The sequence below is a fragment of the Faecalibacillus sp. H12 genome (assembly GCF_013361255.1).
Classification (GTDB): Bacteria; Bacillota_I; Bacilli_A; order Erysipelotrichales; family Coprobacillaceae; genus Faecalibacillus; species Faecalibacillus intestinalis.
The window spans coordinates 1-19463 of sequence record NZ_JABWDK010000019.1 but is presented as its reverse complement, the minus strand read 5'-3'; the positions used below and the strand labels follow the sequence as shown (position 1 = coordinate 19463).

Sequence of the window (19463 nt, the reverse complement as noted above, 5' to 3'; positions counted from 1 at the left end):
TTAATCGCTTTAAGCATGATTATTCCGATATTTTCTTCCGTGTTCTTTTTATAGAAAAGAAAAATGAAAGATTATTTAGTAAGAGGATTAGTCAATAGTAAAAATTGTCGTGTGTTTGCCTGCCAAACAACGAATTTATTAGAAAAAGCAAGACAAGAACATGATTTATGGCCAACAGCATCTGCTGCTCTTGGAAGAATGATGTCAGCTACTCTTATGATGGCTGCAATGAATAAAAATAATGAAAAAATGACTGTCACAATTAATGGTGGAGGACCAATTGGTACGATGATGGCTGTTACGCGTGGTGATGGACATATTAAAGGTTTTGTAGGTGATCCACATGTTCATTATACTTATAATGATACTGGACATTTAGCAGTAGGTGTGGCTGTTGGAACACAAGGAACGTTACAAGTGATTAGAGATATGGGGTTAAAAGAACCCTTCTGTGGGACAGTACCACTTCAAACAGGTGAAATTGGTGATGATTTTTCTTATTATTTCATGGCAAGTGAACAAACTCCATCAGTTGTTTCTGTAGGTGTTTTAGTTGATGAAACAAATGAAATCTTATCTTCAGGTGGTTTTATTATTCAATTATTACCAGAAGCTACTGAAGAAGATATTTCTTATATTGAAGAAAAAATAAAAGATTTCCCTGCTGTTTCTTCATTGATTCATGAAGGAAAAACACCAGAAGAAATCTTAAAAATGATTTTTGATGATGTTGAAATTACAGATCGACAAGATTTATTCTTTACTTGTGATTGTTCAAGAGAAAAGATGATCAATGCTTTATCAACTATTGGAAAACAAGAACTTCAAAGTATGATTGATGAAGATCATGGTTGTGAAATTACATGTCAATTCTGTAATACAAAATATCAATTTAGTGAAGAAGAATTGCAAAATTTAATAAATCGTTTATAATCACATTGAAAAATGTGATTTTTTAAAGGAGAAAAAATGGAAAACAAGAAGAAATTAATAGCTTTAGTAATAGGAATTATACTTATTATCTTAGTAGGTGGACTTGTTTTCTATCTAACAAGTCATTTAACGAAAACAACGATTTGTAAAGGAAAACTAGATATGATTACAACGGAAGAAGTGGAAGTCATTTCTAGTGATGAAAAAGTTAAAGAAACAAAAACACAAGTTACATATGATTACAGTGATTATGTTTCAGATATGTATCCTATTTCTTACTACAAAGATTATATAAAAAATAGTAATAAGTTTTATAAAGATATAAATGGTGTTAAAGCTTCTTTAAAAGTTAAAGGAAATAAAGTGATTTATACAGTTGATATTCAATACGATAGTGATTATATGAAGGATTTAGTAGAAGCAGGACTTGTAAGTACTAATGGAAGTTATAAGGATATAGAGTATATCTCTTTACAAGATACATTAAAAAATCAAGAAAATGCTGGTTTAACGTGTAAAGAAAAATAAAGGCTCATGCCTTTATTTTTCTAGGAAATCAACTCTTATTAAGATAACTTATATCTATTTAGGGGAGGAAAATAGAGGGAATATATAAGTTATCTGTTTATATTATGTACAATTGTTTAAATTATATACAGGAGGAATTAAATTTTGAAAATTAGAGATATAGAAATCAAAAATCCCGTAATTATGGCACCAATGGCTGGTATTACTAATATGGCTTTCCGTAAAATTGTGAAAGAATTTGGGGCAGGTCTTGTTTATTCTGAAATGGTCAGTGATAAAGCAATTTGTTATGGAAACCAAAAAACAATTGAAATGTTACAAGTAGATGAAGGAGAACATCCTGTAAGTATTCAATTATTTGGTGGTGAAGTAGAAAGTATGGTACAAGCGGCAAAATTTATTGATCAACATTCTAATTGTGACATTATTGATATAAACTGTGGATGTCCTGTTAATAAGGTTTTAAAGGCAAATGCGGGAAGTAAACTTCTTCAAAATCCTCAATTAATTTATGATATTGTCAGTAATATTGTCAAAAACGTAAGTAAACCAGTAACTGTTAAAATTAGAAGTGGTTTTGATAAGGAACATATTAATGCGGTAGAAGTAGCTAAATTAATTGAAAAAGCAGGAGCTAGTGCCATTGCTGTTCATGGTAGAACACGTTCACAAATGTATGAAGGTCATGCTGATTGGTCAATTATTAAAGAGGTTAAAGAAGCAGTTAGTATTCCTGTTATTGGAAACGGTGATATTAGAAGTGTAGAAGATGCTAGAAGAATGCTTGAAGAAACAGGCTGTGATGCAATTATGATTGGTCGTGCAGCACTTGGAAATCCATGGCTTATTAAACAAGTTGTAGAAAGTTTAGAACATGGAACAGATATACCTGAACCAACTTATAAAGAAAAAATAGCATGGTGTTTAACACATGCTAAAAGGTTGATGACGATTGAACCTGAAAGAATTGCTATGTCACAAATGAGAGGACATGCTCCTTGGTATATCAAAGGTTTAAAAAATTCGTCTGCTGTTAAAAATGAACTTTCAAAAGTAAATACGTATGAAGAATTAGAAAAAATTCTTAAAGATTATGAACAATTTTTAGATACATTATAAAAAAGAGCTTTAAAGCTCTTTTTCATTAATAAGTAAACGAATCGTTTTATAGAGATGAGGTTTAAATTCATCTATTGGAAGTGGTTGTTTTTCAACAATTGAAGTAAAAACAGTTGAACTGACAAGTTCAATAATCATAAATAAAGTCATTTCAGGATATTCTAAAGGAATATCCTTTTCTTTTACTTCTCTTATAAATAATTCCTTAATTCCTAATTCTTCACTATCTAATAAATCAGTTAACTTTTCACTATAAAGTCCTAAAGACAAGTTCTTTTGAATAAACTTAAGAATGTTAGGACGATCAATTAATTCATTAATAATAGAATCTATAATAAAAACAATTTTATCATCTAAACGATCAAAGTGATGTTGATTGGCTTTTTTACAAGCATTCGCAAAGAATTCATGAGAAGTCTTTGCAAGTAAAACATCTTGAAGTTCATATTTATCTTTAAAATACAAATAAAAAGTTCCTTTAGCAATTCCTGCTTCATGAACAATATCTTGAATAGATGTTTTTTTAATTCCTTTTTCAGTAAATAAATGTAAAGCGGTATTTAAAAGCTTACGTTCTTTTTCTTGTTTATTATCATTTATCTTTGATTTTATATCTTGAATTGCCATTTTAACACATCCTTTTAGAAATATTTTATGTTCTAAAATTTGAAAAGTCAAATAAAAATATAAAAAAATGACTTTTAGTCATTTATATATTGACCGATGGTCATTTAAATGCTACTATCATAACTGACCAAAGGTCATTTAGGAGGGTGAACTATGAAAAAGCTAGGAGAAGCAATTGGTAAATTTGTTGTAAAACATAGAATACTAATTGTTATTGCATCAATTCTTCTATGTATTCCATCATTATTTGGATACATCAATACAGATATCAATTATGATATTCTTGTTTATCTACCAGAAGATATTGATACGATGAAAGGACAAGATATATTAGCTGAGGATTTTGATATGGGATCTTTTGCGATGTGTGTTGTCGAAAATATGTCATCAAAAGATGTCTTAGATTTAGAAGAAAAATATAAAGATATTGAGGGAGTTGTCAAAGTTGTATCAGCCAATGATATGATTGGAACAACAATTCCTAAAGAAATGTTACCAAGTGATGTAACAAAACAATTTAAAAAAGGTAATAGTGAATTGATGTTGGTTACTTTTAAAGATAGTACAGTAGCCATTGATGCAATTACACAAATGAGAGAAATCACCAGTGATAAAGTTGTTCGTATTGGTGGAATGTCAGCTTCTACTTTAGATACAAGTATTGTTGCTGATAGTGAAATTATTACTTATGTTATTGTTGCTGTTATTTTAGTTTTAATTGTTTTAATGGCATCGTTAGATAGTTATGTTGTTCCATTTCTATTATTAGGAAACATCGGACTAGCAATTCTTTATAATATGGGATCTAATATTTTCTTAGGTCAAATTTCATATATTACAAAGGCAATTGCTGCTGTTTTACAATTAGGAGTTACAACAGACTTTTCAATTTTCTTATATCATAAATATGAACAAGCTAAATTGAAAGTGAAGACAAATGATGAAGCCTTGACATTAGCCATTGGTGATACACTTGTTTCTATTGCAGGTAGCTCACTTACAACTATTGCTGGATTTTTAGCGTTATGTACAATGCAATTAACATTAGGTTCAGATATTGGTATTGTAATGGCAAAAGGTGTCTTTATTGGGGTCCTTTCAACAGTTACAATTTTCCCAGCATTTTTATTAGTATTTGATAAACTTGTCTTTAAGACAAAACATAAACCAATTATTCCATCATTTAATGTTGTTAAAAATTTTGTTGTTAAACATTATAAAATTATTTTATTAGTCGCATTAGTTATTGCTTATCCAGCTTATTATGGAAATGCACATGTTAAAAGTTATTATAATTTAACAAAAGATTTACCACAAGATTTAAAAAGTTGTGTCGCTAATAGTAAATTAAGTGATGAATTTGATTTAGTTGCTTCACAAGTTATTTTAGTAAATAAAGATATTAAAGAAAATGATTTAAATAAAATGGTTAATGAAATAGAAAATGTTGAATCTGTTAATCTTGTTTTATCACCATCAGAGTTATCAAATCTAGCAATTCCTGATGAAATGATCCCGGATGATGTAAAAGATATCTTTGAAAGTGATCGTTATAAAATGATATTTGTCAATTCTACTGAAGAGATTGCAACCAATAAATTAAATAAAGTAATTGATAAAATTGATCATATTATCAAAAAATATGATAAAAATGCTATAATGGCAGGGGAAGGTCCATGCATGAAGGATTTGGTTAATATAGCAGATGAAGACTTTAAGAATGTAAGTATTGCATCTATTGGAATTATTTTTATCATTATGTTATTTGTTTTAAAATCAGTTTCACTTCCAGTATTGTTAGTTTCTGGAATTGAACTTGCTATCTTTATCAATATGGCAATCAGTTATTACACAGGTGATGTTTTACCATTTGTTGCCTCTATTGTTATTGGAACAATTCAACTTGGAGCAACAATTGATTATGCTATTTTACTTACAACAAAATATTTGGAAAATAGAAAAAATGGTATTGATAAGATTAAAGCAATGGATAATGCAATTAGTAATTCTGCAGGTTCAATCTTTGTTTCTGGAATGTCATTCTTTGCAGCAACATTTGGAGTAGGAATGATTTCTAAATTGAATATGATTGGATCATTATGTAATTTAATGTCAAGAGGAGCACTTATTTCAATGTTTATTGTTATTTGTGTTATTCCAGCAATCTTACTTGTATTTGATAAAGTTATTATTCATACTTCTATCGGTTTTAAACAATTAAAAAATAATGTAAAAGGGGAATGTTAAGATGAAAAAAGCAAAATTAATCACTTCTTCAGCAGTTGTAATGACAATGGTCATGAGCTCAATTGTTCCTGCCTTTGCCTATTCAAAAGAAAAAACAGTTTATAGTAAGTTAAAAACAAATGGTTCAGAAAAAACAACAGTTGTTTCTGAACATCTTATCAATGATCAAAATGAAACATCATTAGATGATCAATCATCATTAAAAAATATTAAAAATATTAATGGTAAAGAAACATTTAAACAAGATGGTTCTAGTTTGGTATGGCAAACAACAGATGGACAAGACATTTATTACCAAGGTAAAACAACAAATTCATTACCTGTTTCAATGAAAGTAACTTATAAATTGGATGGTAAGAAAACGAAGTTAAAAGATATGCTTGGTAAAAAGGGTAAAGTAGAAATTCAAATTGATTATACAAATAATGAAAAACAAACTGTTGATGGTAAAGAACTTTATGTTCCTTTTGTCGTTACAACAGGAACAATGTTACCAACAAAAACAAATTCTAATATTGAAGTTACAAATGGTAAAGTAATTAGTAATGGTTCTTCTAATATCATTATGGCAATTGCTGCTCCAGGATTATCAAAGAACTATGATAATAATAAAGATTTAGAAAAATTAAATTCTGTAACAATTAAATATGATACAACAAAGTTTAAATTAAATAGTTTAATGTCAGTAGCAACACCATCATTATTATCTGAAACAGATATTAATTTTGATGATTTAAATGATGTTTATGATAGTGTAGATACATTAAATTCATCATTTGACCAAATTATTGCTGGTGGGCAAACATTACAATCAGGCTTAAAACAATATGCTTCTAAATACAGTGAATTTGATCAAGGTGTAGGATCTTTAAAAACAGGTGCAGCTTCTGCTCTTGTAGGATCACAAAAATTAACAACAGGTATCGAAACACTTTATAATGGATTAATTACTTTAGATGGACAAAGTGCAACATTAGTTGGTGGAGCAAAACAAGTATTTAATACTTTATTAACAACAACACAAACACAAATTAATAATCAATTGGCTGCTACAGGAATGTCTATTGAATTGACAATTGATAATTATCAAACAGTTTTAAATGGTTTAATGGCAAAATTACCAGCAGAAAATCAACCATCAATCAAAACAGCTTTAGCACAATTAGATTCATATAACAAATTCTATCAAGGATTACAAAGTTATACAGATGGAGTTGCTCAATTAAAAGAAGGAGCTAAGAGTGCTGTTGATGGTTCTAAACAATTAAGTGAAGGATTATCTTCATTAAGTGATGGATCTAATACTTTGGTACAAGCAAGTAGTCAATTAAAAACGGCATCAAATCAATTAGCTCAAGGTAGTGATGCTTTAGTTGATGGTTTAACTTTATTTAAAAGTAAAGGTTTAGATAAGATTTCTAGTGTTTTAAATGATACAGTGAAAAAAGATGTAGATACAACACAAGAACTTGTTGATTTAGCTAATGATTATAAAATATTTGCAGATAGTAAAGACGGTGTAGAAGCTAAAACTAAGTTTATCATGATTATTGATTCAAAATCTAAGAAATAGAATTGGGTTTCCAATTCTATTTTTTTACAAATTAAGATAAAAGGTTTGAAGATAAAACAATATTTTATTCTTATGATAAGTAATTAGAGAAAAACGTTGATTTCATGCGCTTTTTCTTAAGAAAAACACTTTACAAATAAAAAAAATGGTATAGAATACTTACCAAGGAGGAAGTAAAAACTGAGGTTTTGAAGTGAGAGAATATGAAAACAATGATCGAAGTACAATACCAAGAAAAGAATGTTAAAAATGGTGATTTAGATAAATACGTTAAAGAAACTTTAAAAGAACAAGGTGTAAAAACAACAGAAGTTGAAACTTTAAATATTTATTACTTACCTGAAACTGCTAAAGTTTTCTTTGTAGCAATTAAAAAAGATGGTTCTGAATTAAAAGGTGAATTAGATGTTAATGCTATGCCTGAATATCCAGAAGTTGTTAAAAAAACAGCTGCAAAAAAAGCACCAGCTAAAAAAGCACCAGCTAAAGCTGTAGCTGCTAAAGAAGCTAAACCAGTTGTTAAAAAAGCAACAACTGCTAAAAAAACTACTAAAAAATAATAGAGGAGAACCGAGAGGTTCTTTTTTTATGCTTTAAATGTATGATAGATGATAGTTAATAAGTATTTGAAGATTTATATAGATGATTTAAAATATAAGCAAAAGGGGGATCATATAATGGAATATGTTACATTAAATAATGGTTTAAAAATGCCAATGGTAGGTTTTGGTGTTTTTAGAGTACCAGATAAAAAAGAATGTGAAGAATCAGTTTATCAAGCAATTAAAGCGGGATATCGTTTAATTGATACAGCTGCTGCTTATTATAATGAAGATGCTGTAGGAGCTGCTGTAAAAAGAGCAATTGCTGATGGTCTTTGTACAAGAGAAGATTTATTTATTACTTCTAAATTATGGGTACAAGATATGATGGATTACGAAAGTGCCCAAAAAGGAATTGAAGCTTCTTTAGAAAAAAGTGGTTTAGAATATTTTGATTTATATTTATTACATCAAGCTTGTGGTGATTATTTCAGTGCTTGGAGAGCCATGGAAACTGCTTATCAAGAAGGTAAATTAAAAGCAATCGGTGTTTCTAACTTCTATCCAAATATTCTTACAAACTTCTGTGAAGTTGTTAAAGTAAAACCAGTAGTCAATCAAGTAGAACTCCATCCATATTACACTCAAGAAAAGGCATTAGAAACAATGAAATATTATGATGTTATTCCAGAAGCATGGGCACCACTAGGTGGAGGAAGATATAATCCATTTGAAGATGAAATGTTAAAAGGAATTGCAGCTAAATATAATAAGTCTGTAGGACAAGTAATTCTAAGATGGAATGTACAAAGAGGAGTCGTTGTTATTCCAAAATCAACACATGTAGAAAGAATTAAAGAAAATATAGATATCTTTGATTTTGAATTAAATGAAGAAGAAATGAAACAAATTTCATTATTAGATATGGGATATTCAGGATCAAGAGCTAAACATTTTGAACCTGATTTTGTAAGAATGGTTTTAAATAATAAGATTCATGATTAATGCACTTACGTGCATTTTTTCATTATTAAAACTAATTTTATCGCTTATATTGACAATAAATTTGAATTAAGTTAAGATAACGAAGTAGAAATAAAGGCAATGAATAGACAAGTAATAATAGCACTTCATTCAAAGAGAGTCTTGGTTGGTGGAAAAGATAATGAAACTATTATGAATAAAGACTAGGAGCTGCATCTTGGATGTTTTGATAAGATGACGTAAGCCACGTTATAGGCAAGACTATTAATAGATAGTTATTGAGGTTAATAGGGTGACCTATTGATGAATTTGGGTGGTAACACGATTTAGCTCTCGTCCCATGGGATGGAGAGTTTTTTATATTTTAGGAGGAAATTATGGAAGAAAGAAAATTTAGTGAACAAGAACTTGTTCGTAGAGAAAAAATGCAAGAACTTATTGATAAAGGGATTGATCCTTTTGGTCAAAGATTTGATGTAACTGCTTATTCAAAAGGTATTAAAGAACAATATGGTGAAAAAACTCATGAAGAATTAGAAGAAATGGCTGTAGAAGTATCTGTAGCTGGTAGAATTATGACTAAACGTCGTAAAGGTAAAGTATGTTTCATGCATATTCAAGATAGAGATGGACAAATCCAATTATATGTAAGAAAAGATACTATTGGTGAAGATGCTTATGAAATCGTTAAAAAAGGTGATATTGGAGATATTATTGGGGTTAAAGGTACAGTATTTATGACAAATACTGGAGAATGTTCAATTAAAGTAAGTGAATATACACATTTAACAAAAGCATTACGTCCTTTACCAGAAAAATTCCATGGTTTAAGTGATATTGAAGAAAGATATAGAAGAAGATATGTTGACTTAATCATGAATGAAGATGCTAAAAAAATTGCGTTTACAAGACCAAGAATCATTCGTTCAATTCAACATTATTTAGATAGTAAAAACTATGTAGAAGTTGAAACACCTGTATTAAATCCAATCTTAGGTGGAGCAGCTGCAAGACCATTCGTTACTCATCATAATACATTAGATACTGATTTCTATTTACGTATTGCGACTGAATTATCTTTAAAGAGATTAATTGTTGGTGGTATGGATGCTGTTTATGAAATTGGACGTTTATTCAGAAATGAAGGTATGGATAGAACTCATAACCCTGAATTTACTACAATTGAAGTTTATAAAGCATTTAGTGATCTTGAAGGAATGATGGATTTAACTGAAGGTATTATTTCTAATGCAGCTATGGAAGTTAATGGAACTTATGAATTAGATTATAAAGGACATCATATTTCTTTAGCTCCAGGATTTAAACGTGTTTCTATGACAGAAGCTATTAAAGAAAAGACTGGTATTGATTTCAATGAACATATGTCATTTGAAGATGCTAAAAAATTAGCTGAAGAACATGGTATTGAAGTAGAAGCTCACTTTGGTTATGGACATATTATCAATGAATTCTTTGAAAAATATGTAGAAGAAACAATTGTTGAACCAACATTTGTATATGGTCATCCAATTGAAATCTCACCACTTGCTAAAAAGAATTTAGAAGACCCACGTTTCACACAACGTTTTGAATTATTCATCTGTGGAAACGAATATGCTAACGCATTTACTGAATTAAATGATCCAATCGATCAATATGAAAGATTTGCTGATCAATTAAAAGAAAAAGAATTAGGAAATGATGAAGCAAACGAAATGGATTTAGATTACGTAGAAGCTCTAGAATACGGTTTACCACCAACAGGTGGAATGGGTATGGGTATTGATAGATTAGTTATGTTATTAACTGGACAAGAATCTATTCAAGAAGTTATCTTATTCCCTCAAATGAAACCAAGAAACAAATAGTACAAATTTATACAAATTTAAATAACCGCATGTAATCAATGTTTTTTAGGTTTATGTATGCTTATATACTCATTTAGAGTTATTATAACTAAGGTATATAATGTGTCGAGAGTGTGTCGCGGACACAAAAAGAATACAAATTTAATTAAAAGGGCATGTAAATACTATGAAGAAAAGTATTTATGTGCCTTTTATTTTTTCTTTAGCGAATAGCTGAATGTCAATATTTATTATTAAATATCATATATAACATATAAATAGATATGTGAATAAATATATATCAATTTGCATACACAATTCGGCATGCTTGGGAGAGAAAAGAAAGGTTTGATAAACATGAAAAGAGATCAAACAATAGTTATAAGATTAATAAAAGATGAAAAGAATCTTTCTATTGGTATAAAAAAATTTATCGAAACGAATGTGGAGTTTTTATAAAATTAATTCTTTAGTATAAACTTGAATATTACCTGACTTTGGTATCCAGCATTAAAATATAGTGATAGTAAAAAAGCAGTAGGAATTCAAGATAGAATCTCTATTGCTTTTTCGTTTAAATCTTATAATTGAATATCTGTCTAATTTGCCGCTCTGTCAAATAGTAATTTGTAAGTGGAAGATTTGTAATCTTTTCGAATTCTTTTATAAATTCACTTGATGCCGTTACATTGATATATTTACTTTCACCTTTGACCACCTTAAAGCTTCTAATGAATTTCATGATTTGATGTGTGCTGTATTGATTATCCAATATCTTAAACTGGAATATTCTTTCTAACAGTACGGCAAGATAACAGATCAGGAAGTGTCCCTTTATGCTGTTTTCTTTTTGAAGAAATACAGGGCGTGCATCTAAATCAGACTTCATTATTCTGAAGGATTCTTCTATCCTCCATAGATTGTGATATGTATTATAGATATCAATATCATCCATATCCTTTTCTGAAGTAACAAGCATATTGTATCCTGCAAACTTTAGCTCTTTTTCAATCATTGATTCGTTTATTGAGGCCTTGGCTTTCTCTCCGTCTTCATCAATGAAATCGACATACTTTCCTAAATCTCCATATTCTGATCGTTTTGCCTGACTGTAACAGAGGTTTCTTGCTTTTTCAATCTGTTTGGCTATTTCATATTTTTTCTTTGAGGCCAGTTTTGGATTATAGGTAACAAGTCTTTTTTCTGTAAAGCAGAGGGTTTTCTTTTTACCATCTATTTCAAAAGTGTATGGAAATTTTTCGACACATGATTTATATCTGTATAACAGTGTGCCATCTCTGCTTCTTACATCCTTCCAATCATCATTATCCAACAGTATCCATGTCTTTTCTTTTTCAGGTAAGGATTTTACTGATTTTGAGAAGAGATAGCCATCTCCGTTTTCTTTGGAAAAGGCGATATTCTGTGCACAGTTCAATCCTTTATCTGCAACATGGATGGTTTTCCCTTTGATTTGATTTTTAGCTTTCAGTTTTTTGATGACATTTCTCAGTATGGGCTTTTCACTTTCGTTGCCAGGAAACAGTTCCATGCCAATAGGAATTTGATTTGCATCAAGAAGCAGTCCTAAGCCGACAATGGGATCTTTTCTGTTTTCTTTAGAAGGACCTTTTCTTCTAAAGTCATCTTCTCTGTCTATTTCAAAATAAAAATTACTGCAGTCAAAGTAGGTCTTGGAAGTATTGATATCATAGAATTTCTTTGTCTGTTCATTAAAGATTTCGATAAACTTGCCGTAGTCATTGCCGATGAATTCAAGACCATCAAGAAGCTGATAATAAGAAAAGTGAACGCCGTCTCTTAGTTGAGGAAGGACCTCATGAAAAGTTCTATGCTTACTGCATGGATTAACAAGACGAGCATAGATAAGAGATGAAAGAAGTTCGTAAAGGTCAAACTCAAAAGAATTATGCAGATTGAAATAGTCGACATACTTTTTGATATCCATTTTATTCATCATGGATATGAATGGAAAATATCCAAGATAGAGTTCAGGAGAATGATCGGAAATCTTAAGAGAATTCTTGTTTTTATTATTTTTGTTGAGTTCGTCCACTTCTTTTTGAAAATAGGCAATAGGATCATCGATACCTTTGGCTTTCCAAGTTTCAACAGAAGCAAGTGATTTATAGGTGCGATGAGCACCACCATGCTTTTGAGGGGAGTAATAACTTTCAACGATGGAAAGATAGGTACGACCTTTAAGAGTAGATTTTTTAAGGAAAAAAGCCATAGAAACACCTCCAATAATATATCACTACTATCACTATATAAATTATAACATAAAAAGTAATATAAAAAAATTAAAAGTATAAAAAAAGCCGATAAAATCGACATATTGAAAGAAATGGTTTAAATGTAGTTCTAAAAAATATAGTGATAATTTCTAAAGACGGGCTTTTATTTTTTCTTTAGCGAATAGCTGAATGTCAATATTTATTATTAAATATCATATATAACATATAAATAGATATGTGAATAAATATATATCAATTTGCATACACAATTCGGCATGCTTGGGAGAGAAAAGAAAGGTTTGATAAACATGAAAAGAGATCAAACAATAGTTATAAGATTAATAAAAGATGAAAAGAATCTTTCTATTGGTATAAAAAAATTTATCGAAACGAATGTGGAGTTTTTATAAAATTAATTCTTTAGTATAAACTTGAATATTACAAGTATAAATGCTATACTCTACTTGTAAATTGGAAATCAAAATGCATCAAACGAAAAGGTAAGGATTGGCAGATCCTTACCTTTTCTAACTTTTAGAGTGGTCTAACACTAGGCTAGTTATCGTTTAAAATAGTTGTCTAACCATTTGCAAATGTAATATGTAAGAACACCTGCCGTGACAGTAATAATAAAATTAGAAATCAAAATACATCACCCCCTTTCAAGGAGGACGATAACAAAGTTATTATATCAAACTATGTCGAAAAAAGAAGTGTGTTAAAAAGCTGTCAAAAAGTTCCAATACAATGGGGCTTTTGTTTTATCAATAATACTAAAAAACAAAATTTTTCATAATGTTATTTAAAGTTGACAAATTGCCAAGAGTAGTTGATTGTGATAAATTTTATTGGTTTTTATAATACTATTAAAAACTTAGAAAATAAACGTGAACTTTAACAAAAAACTCATAGAACTACGTAAATCGAAAAGATTATCACAAAATGTACTTATAAAAGGCGTTGATGTACAAGATGTTAGAAATAAAATTTAAGTGAAAAGCAATTATCATCTATTTATATGGATTCTTTACTAATTAATGAGTTAAGTGGAGAAGAGTTTGCTTGTGCTTCAGGAAACATGCATGCCTGTGGCCATGATATCCATACAGCTATGTTATTAACGGCAGCAAGAATGTTAAAAGAAGATGAAGATCATTTACATGGAACAGTAAAATTAATGTTTCAAAGTGCTGAAGAAATATTTAAAGGTGCCAATGATATGATTGAACATGGAATCTTAGATCATCCAAGACCAGATGCAGCTATGGCTTATCATATGATGATAGGGAAAAATCAAGTGGGTACTTATATGTATAATGCAGGAGGCATTATGATGAACTCTGTTGATGAATTTAAAATAACCATCCATGGAAAAGGAACACATGGAGCCTATCCTCATCAAGGAATAGATCCTATAAATATCGGTGTACATATTCATCTCGCTCTACAAGAACTTATTGCAAGAGAAGCAAATCCTCAAGATATATGCACACTTACAATAGGTATGTTTAATGCTGGGAGTGCAGCTAATGTCATACCTGAAAGTGCAATTTTACAAGGAACACTACGAACAAATAATGTTTCTACAAGAGAAAATTTATTAAGTCGTATGAAGGAAGTATGCCATAAAATTGCAGAAACCTATCGTGGAACAGTTGAAATTGAAATGGTTTCTACAGTACCACCACTTATGTGTGATCCGCAGTTAACTTTAGAAATGGTTGAATATATGTCACAAGTAGGAATTGAAGGATTAAAAGAAATTCCTAATAGTACAGCAACGGCATCAGAAGATTTTGCTATTATTTCTGAAAAAATACCGACAACTTATATGCTTTTAACGGCTGGATTTATGGATGAACGTGGCGATTATCCTTTACACCATCCTAAAGCACAGTTTGATGAAAATGTTTGTGTTATTGGTGCGGCATGTTTTTCATATTGTGCAAGTCATTGGCTAGAAAATCATAAAAATAGGACTTGATAACTTTTAGAAAATATATGTAAAAGATATGGACTTGTGCATTAGGGGACTAATGTGCTATACTTTATTTGCAAGTCGGAGAACAATTGCATCAAAACGAAAAGGTAAGGATTGGTGGATCCTTACCTTTTCTAACTTTTAGAGTGGTCTAACACTAGGCTAGTTATCGCTTAAATCTTTTGTCTAACCATTTGCATATGTAATAAACTAACACACCTGCCACGACAGATACTACTAAGTCGGAAAACAATTAACATCACCTCCTTTCAGGGAGGACGATAACAAAACAATTATATCAAATTATGTTGAAAAAGTATGGTTGAACAGTAAAGTAAATGGATAAAAATAGTATTTTATAAACTTTTAATTTATGCTTTTTTTTATGCCTTTTTATTTATTGATTACTTTACAAATTTGCTAATGTCGTCTGTCATATTAGCAAGAATGTAAAGTTTAAATCTATCTTGACATAAACCAAGCTTTAGGGTTTACAATAAATGTAGGTTAATTTAGAGAGGATAAAAGGATGGAATATAGTAAAATTGATAAACTTAATGTCAATCCTTCATTATTAGGATTTGGCTGCATGCGTTTTCCTAAAAAGGAAGATGGCACTATTGATGAGGTAGAAGCAGAAAGAATGTTAGATTATGCTATTGAAAGTGGTGTGACTTATATTGATACAGCTTATCCTTATCATGATGGCGAAAGTGAACCATTTATAGGTAGAGTTTTAAAGAAATATAAAAGAGAAGATTTTTATCTTGCGACAAAGTTACCAATGTTTAAAATTGATTCATTGGAACAAGCAAAAGAAATCTTTGAAGAACAAATGAAAAGACTTGATGTCGATTATGTTGATTTCTATTTATTACATGCTTTAAATAAAGATACATGGAAAAAAGTTATTGATTTAAATATCATTCCTTATTGTGAAGAATTAAAGAAACAAGGAAGAATTAAAAACTTTGGTTTTTCATTCCATGATGATTATGAAGTATTTGAAGAAATCATTAATTATCGTGATTGGGATTTCTGTCAAATTCAATTAAATTACATTGATACAGATATCCAAGCAGGAATGAAAGGATACAAACTTACAGAAGAAAAGAATGTACCATTAGTTATTATGGAACCTATTAAAGGCGGAGCTCTTGCTAGCCTTTCAGATGATATTGAAAAAGTCTTTACTGACTATAATCAAAATGTTAGCATTTCAAGTTGGGCTTTACGTTTTGTGGCTTCACTTCCAAATGTTAAAGTTGTTTTAAGTGGTATGTCAACTTATGCTCAAGTAGAAGATAACTTAGCTACTTTTAAAGATTTTAAACCATTAGATCAAGATGAAGAAAAACTTGTAGAAAAAGTAGCTAATATGATTAAAGCAAAAACTAAAAATGGATGTACAGGATGTCGTTATTGTATGCCTTGTCCATTTGGAATAGATATTCCAGGTAACTTCAAGTTATGGAATGAATATGGTATGTTAGGTCTTAAAGATACAGCTAAAAGACGTTATACAAATCTAGGAGATGCACAAGCTGAATTTTGTAAGAAATGTGGTAAATGTGAAAAACTTTGTCCACAATCTATTAAAATCAGAGAAGATTTACAACGTGTCGTTCAAGATATTAAGAACTTATAAGAGAATGGCGTTATGTCATTCTTTTTTTTGTATTATGTTTTAGTAAAATAAATAGTGATATGTATGGTATGATGTATTTATAGATAAAAGTGAAACAGGATATATGGGGAGACAACTTATGAAGATAAAATATATGGGGAAATTAGATCCAGAAACTAATCCACTCCCAACAAATAAGCTTAAAGAAGGGGCTATTCGATTTAATGAACCAACGGATAGAAAAAAACAGAATATACAAACAAGTATTGTTACTTTTATTATTATATGTATTATGTTTGTACCAGAATATTTAAATGTTCTTTTTAGAGATGTTGATTCTATGGATTTATCAAATCTTTTTAGCTATTTTATACTCGCAAATATTTTATTAGTTCTTTCAAAACTATGTCAGTTTTATTTCTATAAAGAAATTTATATGTTTAAAATACCACGTGTTGGTTTTGCAGGAGTATATACAACAGAGTTTACAAAGAAAAAATATATAGCTATCAATCTTATTCCTGATATTTTATTTGGTTTAGTTCCTTATTATATTTCATTAACAAAATGTAAGTTTTTTTTAGGAATGGCCGCTATGTTTGTTGTTGCAAATTCAGCAGTAGATTTCATGAATGTATATCATGCATTTGTAGAAATGCCACCGGGTTCAAAAACATTCTTATATCAGTTCAATAATTATTGGTATTTACCAAAAAAAGATAATAATAACTAGGGCGAGGGAAACAGTATGATACTGTTTCTTTTTTAATAAAAATATGATGGAATAGAGTTGAATCTTTAGGATATCATAATATAAAATTAAATTATTAAAGAACTTACACAAAGATTACAAATGAAGAAAGTATATTAAAGATGAAGGGAGGTATTGTTATGAAGATACTACTTGCTGAAGATCATGATCATTTAAGAGAAATACTAGAAGATTACTTAGTAGAAAATGACTATGAAGTAAAAAGTTTTGATAATGGAGAAGATGCTTATTATTGCTTTTTAACAGAAAGTTTTGATCTTATTTTATTAGATGTAATGATGCCTAAGATGGATGGATTTACTTTATGTCAAAAGGTACGTGAAAAAGAAGAAACACCGATACTTTTTATTACAGCCAAAGTACAAGAAGTTGATCAATTAAAGGGTTATGAATTAGGTTGTGATGATTATATTATTAAACCTTTTTCATTACCGGTATTACTTGCTAAATGTAAAGCTATTACAAACAGAAAACATTATCAATTTTTAGAAAAAGGTATATTAAAGTTAAATACAAGAGAAAAACAAGCATATCTTAATAATCAAAATTTGAATTTAAAAATAATAGATTATAAAATATTAGAATATTTTATAAAAAATCCAAATCAAATCTTATCTAGAGAACAGATTTTATTAAAAGTGTGGGGATTTGATTATAAAGGACAGGAAAGAAGTGTTGATACACATATTAAAATATTAAGAAAAGCCTTGGGACCTTATCAAAAGGGAATAAAGACAGTGATTAAACAAGGTTATTGTTTTGAAACGAAGGTGTTTGAAAATGGTTGATTTTTTAAGAGCGTTAAGTATTGTTTTATTATTAGGCATGTTTTATCTTGCCTTTAAAAATAAGAAATTTAAAAGATTTTTATTAATTGAAAGTGTGTTAATTATTGTTTTTATTATAGGTAGGCAGATGTACACGAGTAATCTTAATACAATGGATACTGTTATGTGGTCACTAGCAAGTGATGTTACGAATAAAATGATAACGCAAAGTGATAAAAATATTGAAAATAATATGCATGATGTACTATCTACTATTTATGATGGTAATGGTTTTGATATTAAACAAAATATAGCTTTTGAATATAAAGTAAAAGATAAATATAAATTAAATAATAAAAACTTTATTATCTTTTTTAAAGATAGTACAAATGATAAGTATACTCTTTTTAATCTAGAAAAATCTTTTAATAAAAAAGAGATAAATAATTTATTAGACTTTTATAATCAAAATCAAGATGGTTGTACTATAAAAAAGATGAGTTTTCATTCAAAAGATAATCAATACATCATAGATCAAATTGTCTTTTATGATGAAAATAGTCATATGACTTATAAACTCGGTAACTCACAAGGAACAATGAATTATTATTCATGGTATAAATATCAAAATAAAAAAGCAAACGATCAAAATAGACTTGGTGATTTTGAATTAATGTTTTTTAATTCAAAACAAACACTAGAAAAGAATCCAAAAGAAAAAGATATTAAAGTAGAACAAGAAACATGTGCTATTTCTTCTGATAAGTCAAAGATATATGTTCATTATGTAAATAAAGAAAATAGTATAAAACTTAATATGTTTATCGATACCCCAAATATTGTTTTAGATAGTCTAAAAGATAGATTTATTTTAATGTTTAGTTTAGTACAAATTATTCTATCATGTATTTATTTTATATATACGTATCTTGAAAATGAAAGAGAAGAATTAAATAAAACAAGAAACTTATTTATCAATGCAATGGCCCATGAAATGAAGACACCAAACGCAGTTATTTTAAATAGTACAGAAATGTTGATAGAAAATGTTAATCCTGAAAAACAACATAAATACTTAAGAATGATCGAAGATGAATCTAAGCATATGAATAATCTTTTAAATCAAATGTTGATATATACAAGAACGACAAAGTCTTATCAGTTGCATAAACAAAATTATAATCTTTCGCCAATGATTGAAGAAGTATTAAAACATTATGATTTAGAATCAAAAATCATTACGATTGATATTGATCCTAAAATCAATATTTCATGTGATCAACAATTGATGATGATTGTCTTTGACAATCTAATCAACAATGCTTTTAAATATGCAAATAAAAAAATAAATATTGTTTATAGACAAGAAAAAATAATTATAAGTAACGATGGATCAAAAATAGAAAATAAAGATATTAATCATATATTTGAACCACTCTATAAAGCAGATGTATCCAGAAATGATACAAATTCTACAGGAATGGGATTAGCGATTGTTAGAAATATTTTAGATTTACACAACTATACTTGTAAAGTTGTACAAGACGAAGAAGTTCATTTTATCATAGAGATGAATAAGTAATAAAAAGTTTATGTAGAAATAGGGTAACCAAATAATTTAGGGGGAAAGCCAAATTATTTAGGGGACAACTTTAGGG

General features: G+C 28.9%; 15 protein-coding genes and 1 other annotated feature. Of the genes, 13 read left to right on the top strand and 2 right to left on the bottom strand.

Annotation, left to right across the window (positions count from 1 at the left end):
- Positions 1 to 63: 63 nt before the first annotated feature.
- The 3 genes from hslO to dusB all read left to right on the top strand — a co-directional run bounded on the left by hslO (position 64) and on the right by dusB (position 2580).
- Entirely contained in the window at positions 64 to 933 is an 870-nt protein-coding gene (hslO, locus tag HUU89_RS10805) for an Hsp33 family molecular chaperone HslO (RefSeq protein ID WP_022002389.1), read from the top strand.
- A gap of 36 nt (positions 934 to 969) precedes the next feature.
- A complete protein-coding gene (locus HUU89_RS10800) occupies positions 970 to 1461 on the top strand; it encodes a DUF1307 domain-containing protein (RefSeq protein WP_032091186.1) in 492 nt (163 codons plus the stop codon).
- A 141-nt stretch (positions 1462 to 1602) separates the two neighbouring features.
- Entirely contained in the window at positions 1603 to 2580 is a 978-nt protein-coding gene (gene dusB / locus HUU89_RS10795; protein WP_032091187.1) for a tRNA dihydrouridine synthase DusB, read from the top strand.
- Positions 2581 to 2589: 9 nt separating this feature from the next.
- Here dusB and HUU89_RS10790 read toward each other — a convergent pair whose 3' ends face one another.
- Complete coding sequence (locus HUU89_RS10790) at positions 2590 to 3207, bottom strand: TetR/AcrR family transcriptional regulator (RefSeq protein WP_175301754.1); 618 nt, start codon at positions 3205 to 3207, stop codon at positions 2590 to 2592.
- A 153-nt stretch (positions 3208 to 3360) separates the two neighbouring features.
- Here HUU89_RS10790 and HUU89_RS10785 point away from each other — a divergent pair, with 153 nt between their 5' ends.
- The 5 genes from HUU89_RS10785 to lysS all read left to right on the top strand — a co-directional run bounded on the left by HUU89_RS10785 (position 3361) and on the right by lysS (position 10421).
- Entirely contained in the window at positions 3361 to 5454 is a 2094-nt protein-coding gene (locus HUU89_RS10785) for an efflux RND transporter permease subunit (protein WP_175301753.1), read from the top strand.
- Between the two features lies 1 nt (position 5455).
- Positions 5456 to 7027 carry a hypothetical protein gene (locus tag HUU89_RS10780; RefSeq protein ID WP_175301752.1) on the top strand — a complete coding sequence of 524 codons (1572 nt, stop codon included), beginning with the start codon at positions 5456 to 5458 and terminating at the stop codon, positions 7025 to 7027.
- Positions 7028 to 7230: 203 nt separating this feature from the next.
- Positions 7231 to 7587, top strand: a complete 357-nt coding sequence (locus HUU89_RS14760) for a DUF6465 family protein (RefSeq protein WP_217498475.1) — start codon at positions 7231 to 7233, stop codon at positions 7585 to 7587.
- Between the two features lie 117 nt (positions 7588 to 7704).
- On the top strand, positions 7705 to 8574 hold the full coding sequence (locus HUU89_RS10770; RefSeq protein WP_119362514.1) for an aldo/keto reductase: 870 nt from the start codon (positions 7705 to 7707) through the stop codon (positions 8572 to 8574).
- Between the two features lie 90 nt (positions 8575 to 8664).
- Positions 8665 to 8897 (top strand) — a binding site (T-box leader).
- Positions 8898 to 8930: 33 nt separating this feature from the next.
- Entirely contained in the window at positions 8931 to 10421 is a 1491-nt protein-coding gene (gene lysS / locus HUU89_RS10765) for a lysine--tRNA ligase (RefSeq protein ID WP_032091192.1), read from the top strand.
- Between the two features lie 553 nt (positions 10422 to 10974).
- On the opposite strand, the gene HUU89_RS10760 is transcribed toward lysS, so the two are convergent.
- Positions 10975 to 12654, bottom strand: coding sequence for an IS1634 family transposase (locus HUU89_RS10760; protein ID WP_175301751.1), 1680 nt, complete (start codon positions 12652 to 12654; stop codon positions 10975 to 10977).
- A gap of 1022 nt (positions 12655 to 13676) precedes the next feature.
- Here HUU89_RS10760 and HUU89_RS10755 point away from each other — a divergent pair.
- From HUU89_RS10755 to HUU89_RS10735, 5 genes are all read left to right on the top strand, one after another.
- Positions 13677 to 14642, top strand: coding sequence for a M20 family metallopeptidase (locus HUU89_RS10755; RefSeq protein ID WP_175301750.1), 966 nt, complete (start codon positions 13677 to 13679; stop codon positions 14640 to 14642).
- A gap of 526 nt (positions 14643 to 15168) precedes the next feature.
- On the top strand, positions 15169 to 16287 hold the full coding sequence (locus tag HUU89_RS10750; RefSeq protein ID WP_175301749.1) for an aldo/keto reductase: 1119 nt from the start codon (positions 15169 to 15171) through the stop codon (positions 16285 to 16287).
- 118 nt (positions 16288 to 16405) lie between these two features.
- Entirely contained in the window at positions 16406 to 16999 is a 594-nt protein-coding gene (locus HUU89_RS10745) for a hypothetical protein (RefSeq protein WP_022002375.1), read from the top strand.
- A gap of 158 nt (positions 17000 to 17157) precedes the next feature.
- Positions 17158 to 17826 carry a response regulator transcription factor gene (locus HUU89_RS10740; RefSeq protein WP_175301748.1) on the top strand — a complete coding sequence of 223 codons (669 nt, stop codon included), beginning with the start codon at positions 17158 to 17160 and terminating at the stop codon, positions 17824 to 17826.
- Positions 17819 to 19387, top strand: a complete 1569-nt coding sequence (locus tag HUU89_RS10735) for a sensor histidine kinase (protein ID WP_175301747.1) — start codon at positions 17819 to 17821, stop codon at positions 19385 to 19387. Before HUU89_RS10740 ends, HUU89_RS10735 begins: the two co-directional genes overlap by 8 nt.
- Positions 19388 to 19463: the final 76 nt, after the last annotated feature.

What these genes read in the sequence shown, in the direction of transcription:
- HUU89_RS10750 (WP_175301749.1), top strand. Translation starts at nt 15,169, where the DNA reads ATGGAATATAGTAAAATTGATAAACTTAATGTCAATCCTTCATTATTA.
- HUU89_RS14760 (WP_217498475.1), top strand. Translation starts at nt 7,231, where the DNA reads ATGAAAACAATGATCGAAGTACAATACCAAGAAAAGAATGTTAAAAAT.
- hslO (WP_022002389.1), top strand. Translation starts at nt 64, where the DNA reads ATGAAAGATTATTTAGTAAGAGGATTAGTCAATAGTAAAAATTGTCGT.
- lysS (WP_032091192.1), top strand. Translation starts at nt 8,931, where the DNA reads ATGGAAGAAAGAAAATTTAGTGAACAAGAACTTGTTCGTAGAGAAAAA.
- HUU89_RS10745 (WP_022002375.1), top strand. Translation starts at nt 16,406, where the DNA reads ATGAAGATAAAATATATGGGGAAATTAGATCCAGAAACTAATCCACTC.
- HUU89_RS10780 (WP_175301752.1), top strand. Translation starts at nt 5,456, where the DNA reads ATGAAAAAAGCAAAATTAATCACTTCTTCAGCAGTTGTAATGACAATG.
- HUU89_RS10740 (WP_175301748.1), top strand. Translation starts at nt 17,158, where the DNA reads ATGAAGATACTACTTGCTGAAGATCATGATCATTTAAGAGAAATACTA.
- HUU89_RS10760 (WP_175301751.1), bottom strand. Translation starts at nt 12,654, where the DNA reads ATGGCTTTTTTCCTTAAAAAATCTACTCTTAAAGGTCGTACCTATCTT.
- HUU89_RS10785 (WP_175301753.1), top strand. Translation starts at nt 3,361, where the DNA reads ATGAAAAAGCTAGGAGAAGCAATTGGTAAATTTGTTGTAAAACATAGA.
- HUU89_RS10770 (WP_119362514.1), top strand. Translation starts at nt 7,705, where the DNA reads ATGGAATATGTTACATTAAATAATGGTTTAAAAATGCCAATGGTAGGT.
- HUU89_RS10735 (WP_175301747.1), top strand. Translation starts at nt 17,819, where the DNA reads ATGGTTGATTTTTTAAGAGCGTTAAGTATTGTTTTATTATTAGGCATG.
- HUU89_RS10755 (WP_175301750.1), top strand. Translation starts at nt 13,677, where the DNA reads ATGGATTCTTTACTAATTAATGAGTTAAGTGGAGAAGAGTTTGCTTGT.
- HUU89_RS10800 (WP_032091186.1), top strand. Translation starts at nt 970, where the DNA reads ATGGAAAACAAGAAGAAATTAATAGCTTTAGTAATAGGAATTATACTT.
- HUU89_RS10790 (WP_175301754.1), bottom strand. Translation starts at nt 3,207, where the DNA reads ATGGCAATTCAAGATATAAAATCAAAGATAAATGATAATAAACAAGAA.